Genomic DNA, 15,707 nt, shown 5'->3' with positions numbered 1-15,707 from the left:
AAGGCGCATGCCCGCGTGCGTCTTGCTCGGGCGTACGACAGCGCCGCCTGCACCCGTCCTTGGCGGGGGTGCAGGCGGCGCTGTCGTACGCCCTACTTCGTGATGCTGGCGAAGCGGCGCAGCCGCAGGCTGTTGGCGACGACGAACACCGAGCTGAACGCCATCGCCGCTCCGGCGATCATCGGGTTGAGCAGCCCGGCCGCGGCCAGCGGCAGAGCCGCGACGTTGTAGGCGAAGGCCCAGAACAGGTTGCTCTTGATGATGCGCAGGGTGCGCCGCGACAGTCGGATAGCGTCGGCGGCGGTCATCAGGTCACCGCGGACCAGGGTCAGGTCGGAAGCCTCGATCGCGGCGTCGGTGCCGGTGCCCATGGCCAGCCCGAGGTCGGCCTGGGCCAGGGCGGCGGCGTCGTTGACGCCGTCACCGACCATCGCCACGACCTTGCCCTGCTCCTGCAGCCGTGTGACCACGTCGACCTTGTCGGCCGGCAGGACCTCGGCGATCACCTCATCGATGCCGACCTGCGCGGCCACCGCCCGGGCGACGGTCTCGTTGTCGCCGGTGAGCAGCACCGGCGACAGGCCCAGCGCTCGCAGCTGGGCCACGGCGTCGCGGCTGGTCGGTTTGACGGTGTCGGCGACAGCGAGGACGCCGCGGGCCTGACCGTCCCACCCGGCGACCACGGCGGTCTGCCCGGCGGTGTGGGCAGTAGCGACGGCCTGCTCGACGTCGGCGGGCACCGTCAGCCCGGCCTGGCGCAGCAAGGCGGGGCGGCCGACGTGCACGATGTGGCCGTCGACGGTGCCGGTGACACCGAGGCCCTCGGTACTGGCGAACCCGGTCACCTGCGGCAGCGGCACCATGTCAGCGGCTGCCGACGCGATCGCCTGGGCGATCGGGTGCTCGGAGGCGGCCTCGACCGCCCCGGCCAGGCGCAGCACCTGATCGCGGTCGACGCCTGCGGCGGGAACCACGTCGACCAGGCTCATCCGGCCGGTGGTGACGGTGCCGGTCTTGTCCAGCACGACAGTGTCCACGGTCCGCGTCGACTCCAGGACCTCGGGGCCTTTGATCAGGATCCCGAGCTGCGCGCCGCGGCCGGTGCCGACCAGCAGCGCCGTCGGCGTCGCGAGGCCGAGCGCGCACGGGCAGGCGATGATCAGCACGGCGACGGCGGCGGTGAACGCGGCCGTCCAGCCGGAGCCGGTGCCGACCCACCAGCCGAGCGTGGCGACGGCGAGGGCGATCACGATCGGTACGAACACGCCGGAGATCCGGTCGGCGAGGCGCTGGACGGCGGCTTTGCCGGTCTGGGCCTGCTCGACGAGCTTCGCCATCTGCGCGAGCTGGGTGTCGGCGCCGATCCGGGTGGCACGTACGATCAGCCGGCCACCGGCGTTGACGGTCGCGCCGACCACCGGGTCGCCCGCAGCGACTTCGACCGGCACGGATTCGCCGGTCAGCATGCTCGCATCGACCGCGGATGTGCCGTCCTCGATGACGCCGTCGGTGGCGATCTTCTCGCCCGGCCGGACCACGAACCGGTCCCCCACCGCCAGGTCGCCGACCGGGATCCGCCGTTCGATGCCGTCGCGCAGCACCGCGACGTCCTTGGCGCCGAGCTCCAGCAGGGCCCGCATGGCGGCTCCGGCACGGCGCTTGGAGCGGGCCTCGAAGTAGCGGCCGGCGAGGATGAAGGTGGTGACCCCGGCGGCGGCTTCCAGGTAGATGGCGCCCGATCCGTCGGTGGTGCCGATGTCGAGGCTGAACGGGTGAGTCATACCCGGGACACCGGCGGTGCCGAGGAACAGTGCCCACAGCGACCAGCCGAACGCTGCGATCGTGCCCATTGAGATGAGGGTGTCCATGGTCGCGGCACCGTGGCGCAGGTTGGTCCAGGCGGCCTTGTGGAACGGCAGGCCGCCCCAGACGACGACCGGGGCGGCCAGGGTCAGCGACAGCCACTGCCAGTAGGTGAACTGCCAGGCCGGCACCATCGCCAGCAGCACCACCGGCACGCTGAGCACGATCGACGTGAACAGCCGGGTCCGCAAGCCACGCAGTTCGTCGACCGGCTGCGCGAGCTCGGCCGGGTCGTCACCGGGCTGTTGCGGGGGCGGCGGAAGCTTCGCGGTGTAGCCGGTCTTCTCGACCGTGGCGATCAGGTCGTCGGCGGTGACGCCGTCGGGGTAGGCGACGCTGGCCTTCTCGGTGGCGTAGTTGACGGTCGCGATCACGCCGTCCATGCGGTTGAGTTTCTTCTCGATCCGCGCGGCGCAGGAGGCGCAGGTCATGCCGCCGATCGCCAGCTCGATCTGGTTCGGGGCCACGGGCAGCGGCCCGGCGACGGTTGCCATGCTTCCTCCTAGTCGTGGGTGTGGCCGTCGGCGTCGTGCCCGAACGGGCTCGGCGCCCCGGGCATCTCGGTCGGGGCCGGGGCGCTGCTCGGCGTGGCGGTTGCGGCGACGGCGACGGCAGTGAACTCGGCGGTACGGACCTTCCCTTCGTGCTGGAAGTCCAGGTACAGCCGGTAGGCGCCGGCGGATGGCACTTCGGCGTGGAAGGCGACGTCGGGACCGGGCGTGGTGCGGCCGTCGCCGGGTTCACCGTCGGGGTGCACGTGCAGATACGCCAGGTCGCCGTCGCGCAGCGCGACCAGGTGGCCGTACGCGCCGAGATAGGGCTGAAGGTCGGTGACCGGCTTGCCGTCCCTGCTGACCGACAGGGTCAGCTTCGACGAGGCGCCGGGGATCAGGTCGCCGGCGAGGGTGACCGTGTAGCCGTCGACCGTCGCGGTCCGGGCCGTCGCGGGCAGCAGGGTGGGCTGGTAGTCGCCGGGTGCGGGAACGTCGGCGCCGAGGGTGAGACCGTCGTGACCGGCGGGCTGGAAGTCAGCGAAGACGCGGTACTGCCCGGCGGCGGGGACCGCGAGCGGGATGGACCAGGTGCCGTCGCTGCCGAGTTCGGGGTGCACGTGCTGGAAGCCGGACAGGTCACGGCGGACCACGATCAGGTGCAGGTCCTTGTCGTGGCTGGTCGTGTATGCGGTGACCGGCCGGTCGTCCGGGCCGGTGATCCGGAACCGGAACGGCTCCGGTGTGCCCGTCGACAGGCTGCCGGTGAGCGGGATGAGCCGGTAGCCGTCCTGGCTGATCTGCAGCCCAGCCGGCAGCACCGCTGCCGGTGCGGCCTTCTGCTCGGGTGGCGTGCTGTTGTGGCCGCCGTCGTGGGCGGCCGGGGTGGCGGGTGCGGCTGCCGGGAAGAGGCTGCCGAGGCCGAGGGCGGCCGTGAACACGGCCGCCAGCCCGATCCCGAAGCCGCCCAGCTTGATGGCGGTGTTCATGACTACCTCGCGAGTTCGTATCCGGCCTCGTCGACGGCCGCGGCCACCGCGGTCTCGTCGACGGGCTGGTCACTGGTGACGGTGACCGCGCCGGAGGCCAGGTCGACCTGGACGTCAGTGACACCGGGGATCGCGCCGACTTCGGCGCTGACGGAGTTGACGCAGTGCGAGCAGGTCATGCCGGTCACGGTGTAGGTCTGGGTAGCCATCAAGATCTCCTTGCCGTGGGACGTAAGCGGCGAGGCGTCACCGCCCACAACTAACCATACCCATACCCCCCCGGGGTATCAACAGTTGGGGTGGTGATGCGCTGCACGCTCTCCCCGGTAGCGCCGCGAAGTCCACACGTCATGGCGATGCCCGCCTACAGGGCGGCTAACCGGTAGCGCACCGCTGGGCTCTCCGCCGTTGTTGGCGCGATGGCCAGCCGTGCCCGCGCTGGCGGCCTTCATGCCGGCCACGATGGTGTGGACAGGCGCGTCGATCACGGAGACGGTGGGCGTCATAGACGTCGGTGATCCATGCCCGGCTGGCCGGACGGGTCGACGGGCACGCCGCGAGGACCGGATCCGGATGGTGTCAACGTCTGGACGGCAGTTCATCTGCGTCAGCGACAAGCGCGCTGGCGAGGGAGGGCTACTGACCGCCACACGCGGCCCGAGGCTGGCCCCGGGCCGCGTGTAGTGGTCAGGCCAGCCTGAGCGTGGTCAGGCAGGTCGGCGCGTCTGTGCCGGTGCTGATCTTCGACTCGGCGGTCTTGCCGTCGGAGGTGATCCGCAGTGTGCCGGTGATGTTGCGAGGCAGCCAGAACCCGACGAAGCCGTTGGCGAAGGTGGTGCGGGGCTCGTCCACCAGGACCGTGCCGTCGACGTCGTTCACGATCTTGACCTGCACCTGCTTGCCGGCCAATTCCCCCTTGCAGCCGGTGGGCGCGTGGAAGAAGCAGTCATGGGTCTGCTGCAGGTACGGGCCGACCGACAGGTAGAACCGGTCGGCGGGGATGGGCAGGCTGTGCTCCTGTCCGCCGTCGGAGATCAGCAGCTCACCGGCCCGCACGGACGCCTTCAGCCCGGCCGGTCGCTGCTGCAGATCCAACCGGTCGAGCTGGTCGATGACCTCCACCGTGCTCTTGCCGGCCAGGCCATAACGGGCCAGCAGCGGCTGCGCCTCAGCCGACGACGCCACGGTCGCGCTGGCCGGTCCAGCGACTGGCGCAGCACCGCCGGTGCCGGTGCAACCGGCCACCGTCAAAACCGACACCGCAGCCACAACAAAGAGCCGTCTCATACTCACCATTCTCCATCGATAGTCAGTCACCCGGTTGGCCGGGCGCACAGGTCGGGACAGAACAGGCCTTCCTCCCCACCCGGTGAAGCAATCCGGCAGGCACCCGGCTGTTGGCCTTGCCGTGGGTGCGATGCGCGGGCGAGAAGGCGGCGTCACTGGGCTGCGGAGGTAGCGGCACGTGTTTCCCCCGCGAGCGGCGGTTGCCTGGTCTCGGGCGGGCCGCCGGTATGACAGTCCGCCCGAGACCGAGGTGATCAGCGGGTCACGCGGTGGCGTGTCGCGCCGGGCGGCGGGGCGGGCCGGGCGCGGTGGTCAGGTGCCCAGCACGGTGCAGGTAGCCGACCGCCGCGGTCCCGACCAACCCGGTGGCGGTCAACAGCAGCCAGGGCAGGGCGGGCCAGCCGTGCCGGGAGGCGGTGTCGATGGCCGCTCCTGTCAGCAGGTTCCCGGCGGCGATGCCGACACCGGCGAGGGTGTTGTAGAGGCCGTAGTAGGTGCCGACCAGTCGTTGTCCGGCGAACGCGACGATGGTGGCCATCTCGAACGGGTACACGATCATCGTCGCGACTGTCAGCAGCACCGTGCTGATCAACACTGGCGTCAGCGCCAGCGCGGTGTGCCACGGGCCCGCGCCGATCGCGGGGCTGATGCCGGCGGTGGCGGCGAGCGGCAGGAACGCGATGGTCATCAGCGCCAGGCCACGAACGATGGCTTGCGGTGGGCTCCACCGGCGTGTGGCCCAGGCGGTGACGCGGACCTGCCCGGCCACGGTGAGCAGCCCGGAGACGGCGAACAGGATCGCCACTCCCGTCTCCGAGCCGGTCACCCGCCGGACCTCGATGGGCAGGCCGAGGTAGACCTGGAAGTTCAGCACGTAGGAGCCGATCATCGCGGTGGAGAACAGCAGGAAACCGCGGTGCCGCAGCACCTGCCGCCAGTCCGCTGTTGCGCTGCTGTCAGCCGGGTCGGCCGGGGCGTGCCGGGCGGGCAGAGCGCGGGCCTGGGCGATCAGCAGCAGCAGGAACAGCACCGCGGCGACCGTGCACACCCATCGGAAGGATGCGGTCAGCAGGGCGAGGCCGATCAGCGGCCCGGCGAGGATGCCGGCCTGGTAGAAGACGTTGAACACGGCGAACGCCTCGGTCTTGCGCTCGCCTGATTCGGCGGCCAGATAGGCGCGGACCGCCGGATTGAACAGCGCTCCGGCCAGCCCGGTCAGCACCGAGGCGACGATCAGCACAGGCAGGCTCGCCGCGAAGCCGAGCAGGGCGAACCCTGCGACGCGTAGCCCGAGCCCGGCCAGGATCAGCGGTTTGTAGCCGTACCGGTCGGCGAGGGCGCCGCCGAGCAGGAACATGCCCTGCTGGCTGAGGTTGCGTACGCCGAGGATGAGGCCGACCGCCCAGGCGGCCATGGCCAGGTCGCCGGTGAGGTAGCCGGCCAGGTACGGCATGAGCATGTAGAAGCCGATGTTGATGGTCAGTTGGTTGGCCAGCAGTAGCTGCACCGGCCGGTTGAAGGACCGGATCTGGGCCAGGGTGCCGGTCACGGGGCGTCCTCGCTGGTGGGGCCGATGACACGGGTGCAGCGCGTCCAGCGCAGCACCTCCCGCTCGCGGGGATGACTGATCTCATCAGGGTCGGCAGCCGGTTGCGGGCCGAGCAGATCGTGGTGGCGGCAGTAGTCGTCGCTGTAGACGGTTTCGGCGTAGCGGTGCGGCCCGTCCGGGAAGATCGCGGCGATGCGGGTGTCGTCGGGCAGGGTCCGCGACAGCCAGGAGGCGACCAGGGCGACCGCGCCGACGCTCCAGCCGCCGCTGACGTAGTGACCGGCGGCCAGTCTGCGGCAGGCCCACACCGACTCCGGGGCGGCGACCCAGTGGACCTCGTCGAAGGCCGGGTAGTCGACGTTGCGCGGGTGGATGCTGCTGCCGAGGCCGCGCATGAGCCGGGTTCGGGCCGGCTGGCCGAAGATGGTGGAGCCGCACGCGTCGACGCCGACCAGGCGCAGGTCGGGGAAGAACTCGCGCAGCACCCGGGCGGTGCCGGCGCTGTGCCCGCCGGTGCCGACGCTGCACACGAGCACGTCGACGCGGCCGAGCTGCGCGGCGAGTTCCAGGGCGAGGCTCTGGTAGGCGTCGACGTTGTCGGGGTTGTTGTACTGGTCCGGGCAGAAGCCGCACTGGTCGTCCAGGAGCTGGTTGACGCGGTCGCGGCGGGCCTGCTGCCAGCCGCCGGTCGGGTGCGGGGTGTCGACCAGGTCGATGCGAGCGCCGTAGGCGGTCAACAGGTTCCGCAGCGGTGGCTCCATGCCCGGGTCGGTGACCAGAGTGACCGGGTGGCCGTGGATGAGGCCGGCAAGGGTGAGGCCGAGGCCGAGGGTGCCGGAGGTGGACTCCACGATCGGGGCGCCGTCGGCAAGGTCTCCGCGTTCGCGGGCGCATTGGATCAGGTGCAGGCCGGGCCGGTCCTTGATGCCGCCGGGGTTGTGGCCCTCGAGTTTGGCCCAGAACCCGCGGTCGGTGGTGGCGGTGATGTCCGGGGTCCACAGGACCGGGGTGTTACCGACGAGTTGGTCGAGGTGGTGGCAGGTGGAGCTGGAGACGAGCTGGGCGGGAAGTGGCCGGCGGTGAAGCCGGGGAAACGTCACGTCGATCATCGTGGGTAGCCGCTTTCGCAGACGTGGCCCGCTGCCCGGCGCCACCATGTGGCGTCGGTTGCGGGGGTGAGCAGAGGTCACGGAGGCACGTCGCCGGTCCCGGATGCCCGGCCGAGCAGGGCGTCTCAAAGGTGGCGGCGGGCGGGACCTGTCAGCTCCGGTACACGCTCGTCTGCGACAGCACGCTGTGATGGTGTCTGCCGGGCGGGTGTGCCGCGTCAGCCGCGGTGGCGGCAGCGATCAGGTGGTCGTCGGCGGCGGGCGGGACCGCGACCGAAGAGAGGTCGACGTCGCCGGTGATGGGCTGCTGCGGTAACGCCGCTGGTGTGCACGGATGCTCCGGGTGCGCCTGATCGGCCGATCCTGCGACACGCTCGGCGCCGCCGCACGAGGACGACGTTCCCGGATACGCCCCGGCTGCGGCGGGGTGGCTCTGGTGGGAGTGCTGAGGCGCGTGATCGAGCATGGCGCCGCAGAGCAGCAGCAGCGCCACGGTCATCATCCGCATGATCAGCTGGAGCATGGCCCTTCCCGCTCAGCATCCCGACAAGCCGAGCGGCAAAAGTACCAAAGGTCTGATTAGGTGCGCAGGGTTTCGCGGATATGCGACGCCGGCCACCGGACCCGGTGTGCGGCGTGGTGCCCGATGCGGGGCCGGGCGGCCACGCTGGTGCGCGTGACCGCCCGGTGCGCGTTACGGGGTCAGAGGCGTTCGAGGATGGTCTTCATCGTGGCGATCTCGGCCTGCTGATCGGTGATGATCTTCTGTGCGAGGGCCTTGGCCTCGGGGTTGGAGCCCTGCGCCACCTCGGTCTGGGCCATCTCGATGGCGCCCTCGTGGTGGCTGATCATCATGGTCAGGAAGTGTTTGTCGAACCCGGCACCCTTGGCGTCCATAAGCTTTTTCATGTCGGCGTCGGTCATCATGCCGGGCATCGAGCCGTGGTCCATGCCGGAGCCCATGCTCGTGTGCGGCTCCGGCGCGGGCTTGCCCCAGGCGGTCAGCCAGCCGGTCATGGTGTCGATCTCGGGCTGCTGCGCGGCCTGGATCTTGCCGGCGAGTTCCTTGACCTCGGCGTCGGCGGCGCGGCCGTCGGCCATGTCGGCCATCTGCACCGCCTGCTGGTGGTGCGGGATCATCGCTTGGGCGAAGGTGACGTCGGCGTCGTTGAAGGTGCCGACCGCCGACGCGGCCGGCGACGCGGCGGTGGTGGCGCCGTGGTTCATGCCGGTGCCGCTCGAGGAGTGGTCGCTGCCGCCGCAGGCCGACAGCACGAGGGTGGCGGTGACGGCGGCGCCGGCGAGCAGGCCGCGGCGCAGCACGGTGGTGGGCAGCTGGGAATGACGCATCATTGCGGGTCGTAACCTTTCGGCAGATTTTCGGGTACGCGCGAACGCCTCGACACGGCCGCTGGCCGGTCGACGTCGAGGTGGCGTTGCTATATGCGCAGTACCGCTGCCGATGCGAGCGTGAGTCCGGTGAGGCGATCCGGTGGCGCCCGGGGGGACGGCGCCCGCAGGACCGCGGGCACCGGAAGCAGGCGGCGACCCTGAACCAGGGTCAGCAGCCAGAGCAGCATCACCACGACGGCAAGGCCGGTCAGGATCGCCAGGCAGGCGCTCCAGGCTCCGGAGCCGTGCCCGCCGTGGCCGTCGCAGTGCCCGTCCGGGCACGGCTGCGCCGCGGTGACGACAGCGGACAGCATCTCGGCGGCGCCCGCCGCAGTCGTGCTCATGCCGGTCATCGCCGGGTGCGGGTCGGTGCGGATGCCGGTGTGGCCGAGGGTGTGCATGAGCGCCAGCCCCAAGGCGGTCACCAGTAGCAGCGCGAGGCGAGCCGTGCGGCCCACTGCGGTTGCTGCTGTCCTCGTCACGGCGTCCACGGTAGCGCGCGACCTGACCGCCGTCCGCCGAGGACCACTCAGGCTCCCGCTGCCGCAAGCCGACAGCCGCGAGCGACTGCTCGAGGTCACCTGGGCTGGGCTGCTGCCACTGCGGTGAATCCACTGCATCCCACGCCCGGTCCGGCCGGCCGGTGCCGGAGCGGCGCGTCAGGTGCCGGGCCGGCGTCCGAAGGTGTGCACGCGAGTTCCCATCTGCAGGTGGTCCCACATGGCCACCGCGTCGCGGTGCAGCAGGTTGACGCAGCCGTGCGAGCCGCGGGCGGTGTCGTGCAGGTACGTGGTCGTCTCGTGGAAGCCGATGCCGCCGATGAACCGCTGCCAGTACGGCAGCCACACCTCGTACGGGTCCGACCACTCTTTCTCGGTTCGTTTGTTGATCCGGAAGGCGCCGGCCGGGGTGGCGTGGCCGGTGAAGCCGGTCCGCACGACCGTCGGCCCCGCCACGACGCCGCCGTCACGCATCACCCATGCCGTCTGCCGGGTCAGATCGACGCAGGCGGTCACGCCCGGCCCGGCGTCGCAGCGCTGCACGCTGGCCGGGGTGGAGCTCGCGGTGATCCGGCGGGCGACATCCGCGGTCGTCGCATCGGCTTGCCCGGCGGCGGGCTCGATACCGAACCGCTGCTGGAACCCGCGGATGGCCACGCAGTCCGTCGGCGACTGCCGCCCGTCGACGCTCACCGCGCCGAAGGAACCGAGCTGGGCAAGGTCCTCTTCGATGGCGCGCTGCCACCGGCCACCCGTGCACGGCGCCACGGCGGTCGCCGGCGATGCGGCGGCGCTCGACATCGCCGGTGCGCCGTTCTTGCGTTCGCCGGCCGAGGGAGCGGTCCGCTCGTGGCGGACCACGGTGACGAAGGACTTGCCCGCCGGGTTCGTCTTCTGTCCTGATGGCGCGGCCGTCGCTGTAGCCGCCGGTGCCGGGGAACCGATCAGGCCGGCGATGTCCGGGCCGGCCGTGGCCGCCAGGCCGAGCACCGCAGCCGCGCTCAGCAGATACGCCGCCGCTGATGAACCCGACATCCTGACAACCCTTCCCTTCGACGACGACGACGGACGCCAGATCGGCAGCCCTGCCCGTCGGGCTTCGCGGTGGTGGGGAGCAGTCGTGGTGCGATGTGCCTAAATTCATCGCGCGGGAGGCAGGTAGCAACGTGGCCCCGGCAGCATCGCTGCCAGGGCCACGCCGACTCACCCGGGGCACCTGACCGTTGCTTACTGCCGCTGCGGGATCAGGTTCACCCGGCGCAGCAGCTGGGCGTTGAGCGCGACCACAATCGTCGAAGCGCTCATCAGTACCGCGCCGATCGCCGGGCTCAACGTGATCCCGGCCCATGCCAGTACCCCGGCAGCGAGCGGGATGGCGACGATGTTGTAGCCGGCCGCCCACGCCAGGTTCTGGATCATCTTGCGGTAGGAAGCCTTCGACAGCCGGATCACGCCGGTCACTGCCCGCGGGTCGGAGGAGGCCAGCACGACACCCGCCGACTCGATCGCCACGTCCGTGCCCGCCCCGATCGCCAGGCCGACGTCGGCGCGCGCCAGCGCCGGGGCGTCGTTGACTCCGTCACCGACCATCGCCACCCGCAAGCCGCGGGCCTGCAGCTCCGCGACCGTACGGTCCTTGTCGGCAGGCAGGACCTCGGCGAACACCTCGTCGACGCCGGCCCGGAAGCCGAGGTCGGCAGCGACGGCCTCGGCCACCGGCCGGGCATCCCCGGTGATCATCACGATCTTGCTGATACCGGCGCGGCGCAGCTGCTCGATGGCCTGCCGGGCCTCCGGGCGCACCTCGTCCTCCAGCGCGAATGCGCCGATCACCTCCGCCGAACCACTGTCGTCGTGCAAGCGCAGCAGATGAAGCACCGCGGCACCCCGCGCCGACCACCGCCCGGCCGTCTCCTGCAAGCCCTCCGGCACGGTGGGGCCGAGTTCGCGCAGCAGAGTCGGGCCACCGACGGCATATGTGCGTCCGTCGACGCTCGCCTGAACACCCCGGCCGGTCAGCGACCGGAATCCTGTCGCGTCGGCGTGCAGGCCCCGTTCGTGGGCGACGGCGGTCAGCGCCCTGGCGAGGGGGTGTTCGCTGTCGGCTTCGACCGCGCCGGCGATGCGCAGCACGTCGTCGTCGGTGAACCCTTCAACGGCCGTGGTGCCGGTCACGGTGTGCGCGCCTTTGGTCAGGGTGCCGGTCTTGTCGAACAGCACCGTGTCGACGGTGCGCATCCGCTCCAGCGCCAGCCGGTCCTTGACCAGGATGCCCGCCTTGGCCGACAACGCCGTCGATAGAGCGATCACCAGCGGGATCGCCAGGCCGAGCGCGTGCGGGCACGCGATCACCAGCACCGTCACCGTCCGGACCACCGCCTGGTCCAGATCGCCGAGCAGCCACCACGCCACGAACGTCACCGCCGCGGCCGCCGAGGCGAGGTAGAACAGCATCGCCGCGAACCGGTCGGCCAGCACCTGCGCCCGGCCACCGGCGGCCTGGGCCTGCGCGACCAGCCGACCGATGCCCGCCAGAGCGGTGTTCTCCCCCACCGCCTCGACCTCGACGCGGATCGCCGAGTCGGTCGCGACCGTCCCGGCCACCACCCGATCGCCCGCACCGCGCGGCACCGGCCGCGACTCGCCGGTGATCATCGACTCGTCGAGTTCGGCCGCGCCGTCGACGATCCGGCCGTCCGCCGGTACCCGGGCGCCGGAACGCACCAGCACGGTGTCCCCCACGGCCAGGTCGGCGACCGGTACCCGCTCGACACCGCCAGTGTTCGTGAGGCGTTCGGCGTCGTCAGGTAGCAGCGCCGCCAGCGCGGACAGGGCCCCCTGAGCCTGGCCGATCGCCTTCATCTCCTGCCAGTGCCCCAGCAGCATGATGGTCACCAGCGCCGCCAGCTCCCACCAGAAGTCCAGGTCGAACAGGCCGAGACTGGTCGCCAGCGACGCCGTGTAGGCGACCGTGATCGCCATCGAGATCAGCAGCATCATGCCCGGCACCCGGTCCCGCACCTCGCTAAGCGCACCGGCCAGGAACGGCCAGCCACCGTAGAAGAACACGACGGTGCCCAGGACCGGGCCGACCAAGGCCATACCGGGAAAGTCGAGGCGGTAGCCAAACCAGTCCATGATCATGTGGCTGGTCAGCACGATCGGGACCGTCAGAGCCAGGCTGAGCCAGAACTTGCGGCGGAAGATCTCCGGGTCGTGCCCGGCGTGCTTGTCATGGCCCTCGTGCCCGTGACCGCCGTGATGCCCGGAACTGGGGCCGCGGGCGTGGTGGTCATGCCCGGCTGTCGCGTGATGGACGTTTTCGTGGGCGCTCGCGTGATCGAGGGTCGCGGCAGCCGCGTGGTGCTCGCGGCCGTGCTGGTGGGTGTTGCCGTGTTCGTTGCGGGTCGGCATGTCGACCACCTCCAATACAAAGTTATACCCCCAGGGGGTATATGGCAAGAGGTGGCCGGCACATCGATACTCACGTTGGGCGCCGCCCTGCGGCAGACATCGCCACCGCACACTGGCGTACCGCTGCGGACATATCCCTCTCGCAGGGACTCCCATCCAAGGACCCCAGCCATCACGCTCGATTCATCCGGTGCGACGGCGGGAGGCAGCGATGACCACGACAGGCAAGACCTTCAAACGATGCGGATGCCGCAACGCAGAGGGGAAGCGGTTGGAGCAGCGCTGCCCTCAGCTACCCGAACGCGGGCACGGCTCCTGGTACTTCCACTGCTCCGCGCCGAACCTGTTCGGCCGCTCCGAACGCATCCGCCGAGGTGGTTTCGCCTCACAGGCCGCCGCCCGCGCAGCGAGAGAGGAATGCCTCGCGGACAGCGCCGCGCGGCGCTGCGGTGACGGCTGGACGCTCGAACGGTGGCTGCGGCACTGGCTCGACACCCGCACGAGGATCCGGCCGACGACCCGGCTGCACTACACCCGCGACGTCGAGCTGGTCCTCATCCCCCGCCTCGGCCAATACCGGCTCTCCGACCTCGACGGACCACGGCTGCGCGCCGTCTTCGCCGGGATCGCGCAGACCACCAACGCCAAGGGCCTTCCGCAGTCACCGTCGGCGCTCAACCACCTGCGCACCACCCTGCGCGCCGCACTGAACCTGGCCGTCCGGGAAGAGCTGATCGGGTCGAACCCGGCCCGTCACATCGAGATTCACGGCTACCGGCGCCCGCACGCCCAGGTCTGGACCGACGGCCGGGTCGAAGCCTGGGAACGCACCGGCGAACACCCATCGGTCGCGGTCTGGACGGCTAAACAGCTCGCCACCTTCCTGGAAGCCAACGTCGAGGACTCGCTGTTCGCGTTCTGGTGGCTCGCCGCCCTTCGCGGGCTGCGCCGTGGTGAGCTCTGCGGCCTGCGGTAGGCGGCCGTCGACCTCGACCGGGGGCTGTTGTTCGTCGAGCGGCAACGCACCACCGCGGGCTACACCGTCGTCGAAGGCGACCCGAAGACCGCCGCCGGCCGCAGGGCCGTCGCCCTAGACAAGCACACGGTCAGCATCCTGCGCGCCCATCGCAGCCGGCAACGGAACGTCGGCGAGCAGCGGCGCGCCGCCGGCAAGATCTGGATTGACTCCGGGTACGTGTTCACCCGCAAAGACGGACAGCCGATCAACCCGAACTACGCCACCACTCGATTCCGGAAGCTCACCGAACGAGCCGGACTGCCACCGGTGCGGCTGCACGACCTGCGGCACGGCGCCGCGTCCCTCGCGCACGAGGCCGGAGCCGATCTGAAGACCCTTCAGGATCTGCTAGGCCATTCGAGCATCGTGGTCACCGCCGACACCTACACCAGCGTCCTGCCCGACAGCCAGCGCCGCTGCGCCGACGCCACCGCCGCCCTGGTGCTGGCCGCGGCCCGGCACACCAGGAAACGCATCAAGGAAAAGGTGGCGAAGAACCGGCCTGCCGGCCGCGAAGAAAAACAAACACCTTCGGAGAAACGGCCCACCACCAAGAAGCGCAGCCGCAGGTCACGCGGTCGCCGCCACCCGATTCGTCACGGAAAGTGATGACACCCATGTGGCACCCAACGGACACCCACCGTCTACTAGGGCCAGACAGCAAGAAGGGCCTGACCCGCGTTTCCGCAGTTCAGACCCGTCTAAATCTTGTGCGCCCGAAGGGACTCGAACCCCTAACCTTCTGATCCGTAGGGCGAGTGCACTCCGTGACCACCGCCCTGCGAGGCCGCGCCGAAGGCGTTGTGCCAGGTCAGAGTAGGTTTGAGTTTCCGCAGGTGCCCGCCGAGTGCATGGTTCATGGGCCGCTGAGGCCGGCGTCGTCCATTCGACCGTGCTAATTTAGTCGCGCCCGTGCTGAAACGGTCGCCGACGTCCGATCACCACCGGATCACCACGTGATCAAGTCACTCTGCGTCGAAGTCGGCAGCTACAGCGCCGGTCCAGACCGGGCCGGGGCCGGGCTGACCAGGCGTAAGACGGTGCCCAACGTAATCAGGTACGGCATTCGATCGATCACCCAAGGGGACGACACGGCGCAACATTCGATCGCCTATCGATCGACCCGCGACCGCTGGCGCGTGCCTCTGTCCATCCAGGTATTCGCCGGGTCAGGAGATATCCGGCACGACGGTCAGGAGGTGATCAAGCGATCGCGTTCCGGCCGGACCGAGCTGATAGCCGCCAGTGTCGGCGCTCAAAACGTATTGGCGCACCATGGTGGCGTTGTCGCGTTCGACGATCCAGTAACGCGGAATCCGGGCTCCGGCGTACTCGGCCTTCTTGATGATCCGGTCAACGACTTCAGATCCTCTGGACAGCACCTCAACGACGAGGAGCAGTCCAGCGGTGCCAGCGTAGCTCGAGCTGCCGCACCGCGGCGGTGATCCCTTCGCCCACACGGTCAGGTCAGGAACTCGGGCGCCGCCGACGTCGATGCCGCAGTCGACGGCCATTTGATCGGGGCCGTAGCCGTTAGACAGAAGCCAGGCGAAGATCCTGGACACCAGCATCGCGTGGCCGGGGTCCGCTGCCGGTGTGACCGACAAGACGCCCTCGGGGCTGAGTTCGTAGCGATGGTTCTCGTCGGCTGCCGCCATCGCCGCGACATCCTCGAGGCTTATCTGCCGCGGCATTCCCGCGCCCACGGCTTCGGCGCCCATCATTTTCTCCTGAAGGTCATCGGAGTCCGGTGACGGCACGGTGCTCGGCAACGAGGCGAGCCACGAGTTCGGCCGCGACATCAGCGGATCGGGTGACGACCGCGTCGTACTCGATGGCTTCGTCGGGGTTGACGTGGATGTGGTCGGCGCGGTCGAAGCCGAGGGACACCTGGTTGCTGGGGTTGGTGGCGCTGCCGTAGGAGATCATGGTCGCCGGATCGAGGCCGATCGCCGGGACCACCAGTGAACCGTGTGGCAGGTCGAGGGCGGTCAAGGCGTGGAGCATGCCGGTGACCTTGATGGCGCTTCCTGAAACTCCCCACTTCTGCTAGATCAACTTCCTCACTTGGGTGATCCCTGGACGGTTCGTGTGG

15 protein-coding genes are annotated in these 15,707 nt (G+C 70.2%); 2 read left to right on the top strand and 13 right to left on the bottom strand.

The features are described from left to right. Nucleotides 1-92 precede the first annotated feature (92 nt). From LXN57_RS30150 to LXN57_RS30100, 11 genes are all read right to left on the bottom strand, one after another. Nucleotides 93-2,357, bottom strand: a complete 2,265-nt coding sequence (locus tag LXN57_RS30150; protein ID WP_251801585.1) for a heavy metal translocating P-type ATPase — start codon at nucleotides 2,355-2,357, stop codon at nucleotides 93-95. Between the two features lie 8 nt (nucleotides 2,358-2,365). Beyond that, entirely contained in the window at nucleotides 2,366-3,343 is a 978-nt protein-coding gene (locus LXN57_RS30145; protein WP_251801584.1) for a DUF8832 domain-containing protein, read from the bottom strand. A 2-nt stretch (nucleotides 3,344-3,345) separates the two neighbouring features. Next, nucleotides 3,346-3,552 (bottom strand): heavy-metal-associated domain-containing protein, encoded by a 207-nt coding sequence (locus LXN57_RS30140; RefSeq protein ID WP_251801583.1) that lies wholly within the window; start codon nucleotides 3,550-3,552, stop codon nucleotides 3,346-3,348. A gap of 478 nt (nucleotides 3,553-4,030) precedes the next feature. Beyond that, nucleotides 4,031-4,630: a CueP family metal-binding protein gene (locus LXN57_RS30135; RefSeq protein ID WP_251801582.1), complete on the bottom strand. Its 600-nt coding sequence runs from the start codon at nucleotides 4,628-4,630 to the stop codon at nucleotides 4,031-4,033. A gap of 262 nt (nucleotides 4,631-4,892) precedes the next feature. Then, nucleotides 4,893-6,179, bottom strand: a complete 1,287-nt coding sequence (locus LXN57_RS30130) for an MDR family MFS transporter (protein ID WP_251801581.1) — start codon at nucleotides 6,177-6,179, stop codon at nucleotides 4,893-4,895. Next, a complete protein-coding gene (locus LXN57_RS30125) occupies nucleotides 6,176-7,279 on the bottom strand; it encodes a PLP-dependent cysteine synthase family protein (protein WP_285904689.1) in 1,104 nt (367 codons plus the stop codon). The genes LXN57_RS30130 and LXN57_RS30125 overlap by 4 nt, the downstream gene beginning before the upstream one ends. A 160-nt stretch (nucleotides 7,280-7,439) precedes the next feature. After that, nucleotides 7,440-7,811 (bottom strand): hypothetical protein, encoded by a 372-nt coding sequence (locus tag LXN57_RS30120; RefSeq protein ID WP_251801580.1) that lies wholly within the window; start codon nucleotides 7,809-7,811, stop codon nucleotides 7,440-7,442. A 179-nt stretch (nucleotides 7,812-7,990) separates the two neighbouring features. After that, on the bottom strand, nucleotides 7,991-8,641 hold the full coding sequence (locus LXN57_RS30115) for a DUF305 domain-containing protein (protein WP_251801579.1): 651 nt from the start codon (nucleotides 8,639-8,641) through the stop codon (nucleotides 7,991-7,993). Nucleotides 8,642-8,727: 86 nt separating this feature from the next. After that, nucleotides 8,728-9,162, bottom strand: a complete 435-nt coding sequence (locus LXN57_RS30110) for a DUF6153 family protein (protein ID WP_251801578.1) — start codon at nucleotides 9,160-9,162, stop codon at nucleotides 8,728-8,730. Between the two features lie 177 nt (nucleotides 9,163-9,339). Next, entirely contained in the window at nucleotides 9,340-10,215 is an 876-nt protein-coding gene (locus tag LXN57_RS30105) for a L,D-transpeptidase (RefSeq protein ID WP_251801577.1), read from the bottom strand. A 192-nt stretch (nucleotides 10,216-10,407) separates the two neighbouring features. Next, a complete protein-coding gene (locus LXN57_RS30100) occupies nucleotides 10,408-12,594 on the bottom strand; it encodes a heavy metal translocating P-type ATPase (RefSeq protein WP_251801731.1) in 2,187 nt (728 codons plus the stop codon). Between the two features lie 211 nt (nucleotides 12,595-12,805). On the opposite strand from LXN57_RS30100, the gene LXN57_RS30095 reads away from it, so the two are divergent. Further along, nucleotides 12,806-13,570 carry a site-specific integrase gene (locus tag LXN57_RS30095; protein ID WP_251801576.1) on the top strand — a complete coding sequence of 255 codons (765 nt, stop codon included), beginning with the start codon at nucleotides 12,806-12,808 and terminating at the stop codon, nucleotides 13,568-13,570. 27 nt (nucleotides 13,571-13,597) lie between these two features. Then, nucleotides 13,598-14,221 carry a site-specific integrase gene (locus LXN57_RS30090; protein WP_251801575.1) on the top strand — a complete coding sequence of 208 codons (624 nt, stop codon included), beginning with the start codon at nucleotides 13,598-13,600 and terminating at the stop codon, nucleotides 14,219-14,221. 560 nt (nucleotides 14,222-14,781) lie between these two features. On the opposite strand, the gene LXN57_RS30085 is transcribed toward LXN57_RS30090, so the two are convergent. Together LXN57_RS30085 and LXN57_RS30080 are read right to left on the bottom strand one after the other, a co-directional pair. Beyond that, the gene (locus LXN57_RS30085) at nucleotides 14,782-15,333 is read right to left on the bottom strand and encodes a Uma2 family endonuclease (protein WP_251801574.1); all 552 of its coding nucleotides are present in this window, start codon (nucleotides 15,331-15,333) and stop codon (nucleotides 14,782-14,784) included. A 16-nt stretch (nucleotides 15,334-15,349) separates the two neighbouring features. After that, on the bottom strand, nucleotides 15,350-15,619 hold the full coding sequence (locus LXN57_RS30080) for a hypothetical protein (RefSeq protein WP_251801573.1): 270 nt from the start codon (nucleotides 15,617-15,619) through the stop codon (nucleotides 15,350-15,352). Nucleotides 15,620-15,707 lie beyond the last annotated feature (88 nt).

This window comes from Paractinoplanes hotanensis (assembly GCF_023717965.1).
Lineage (GTDB): Bacteria > Actinomycetota > Actinomycetes > Mycobacteriales > Micromonosporaceae > Actinoplanes > Actinoplanes polyasparticus.
Note: the sequence above shows the minus strand (reverse complement) of the source record. Positions and strands in the feature narration are given on the sequence as shown.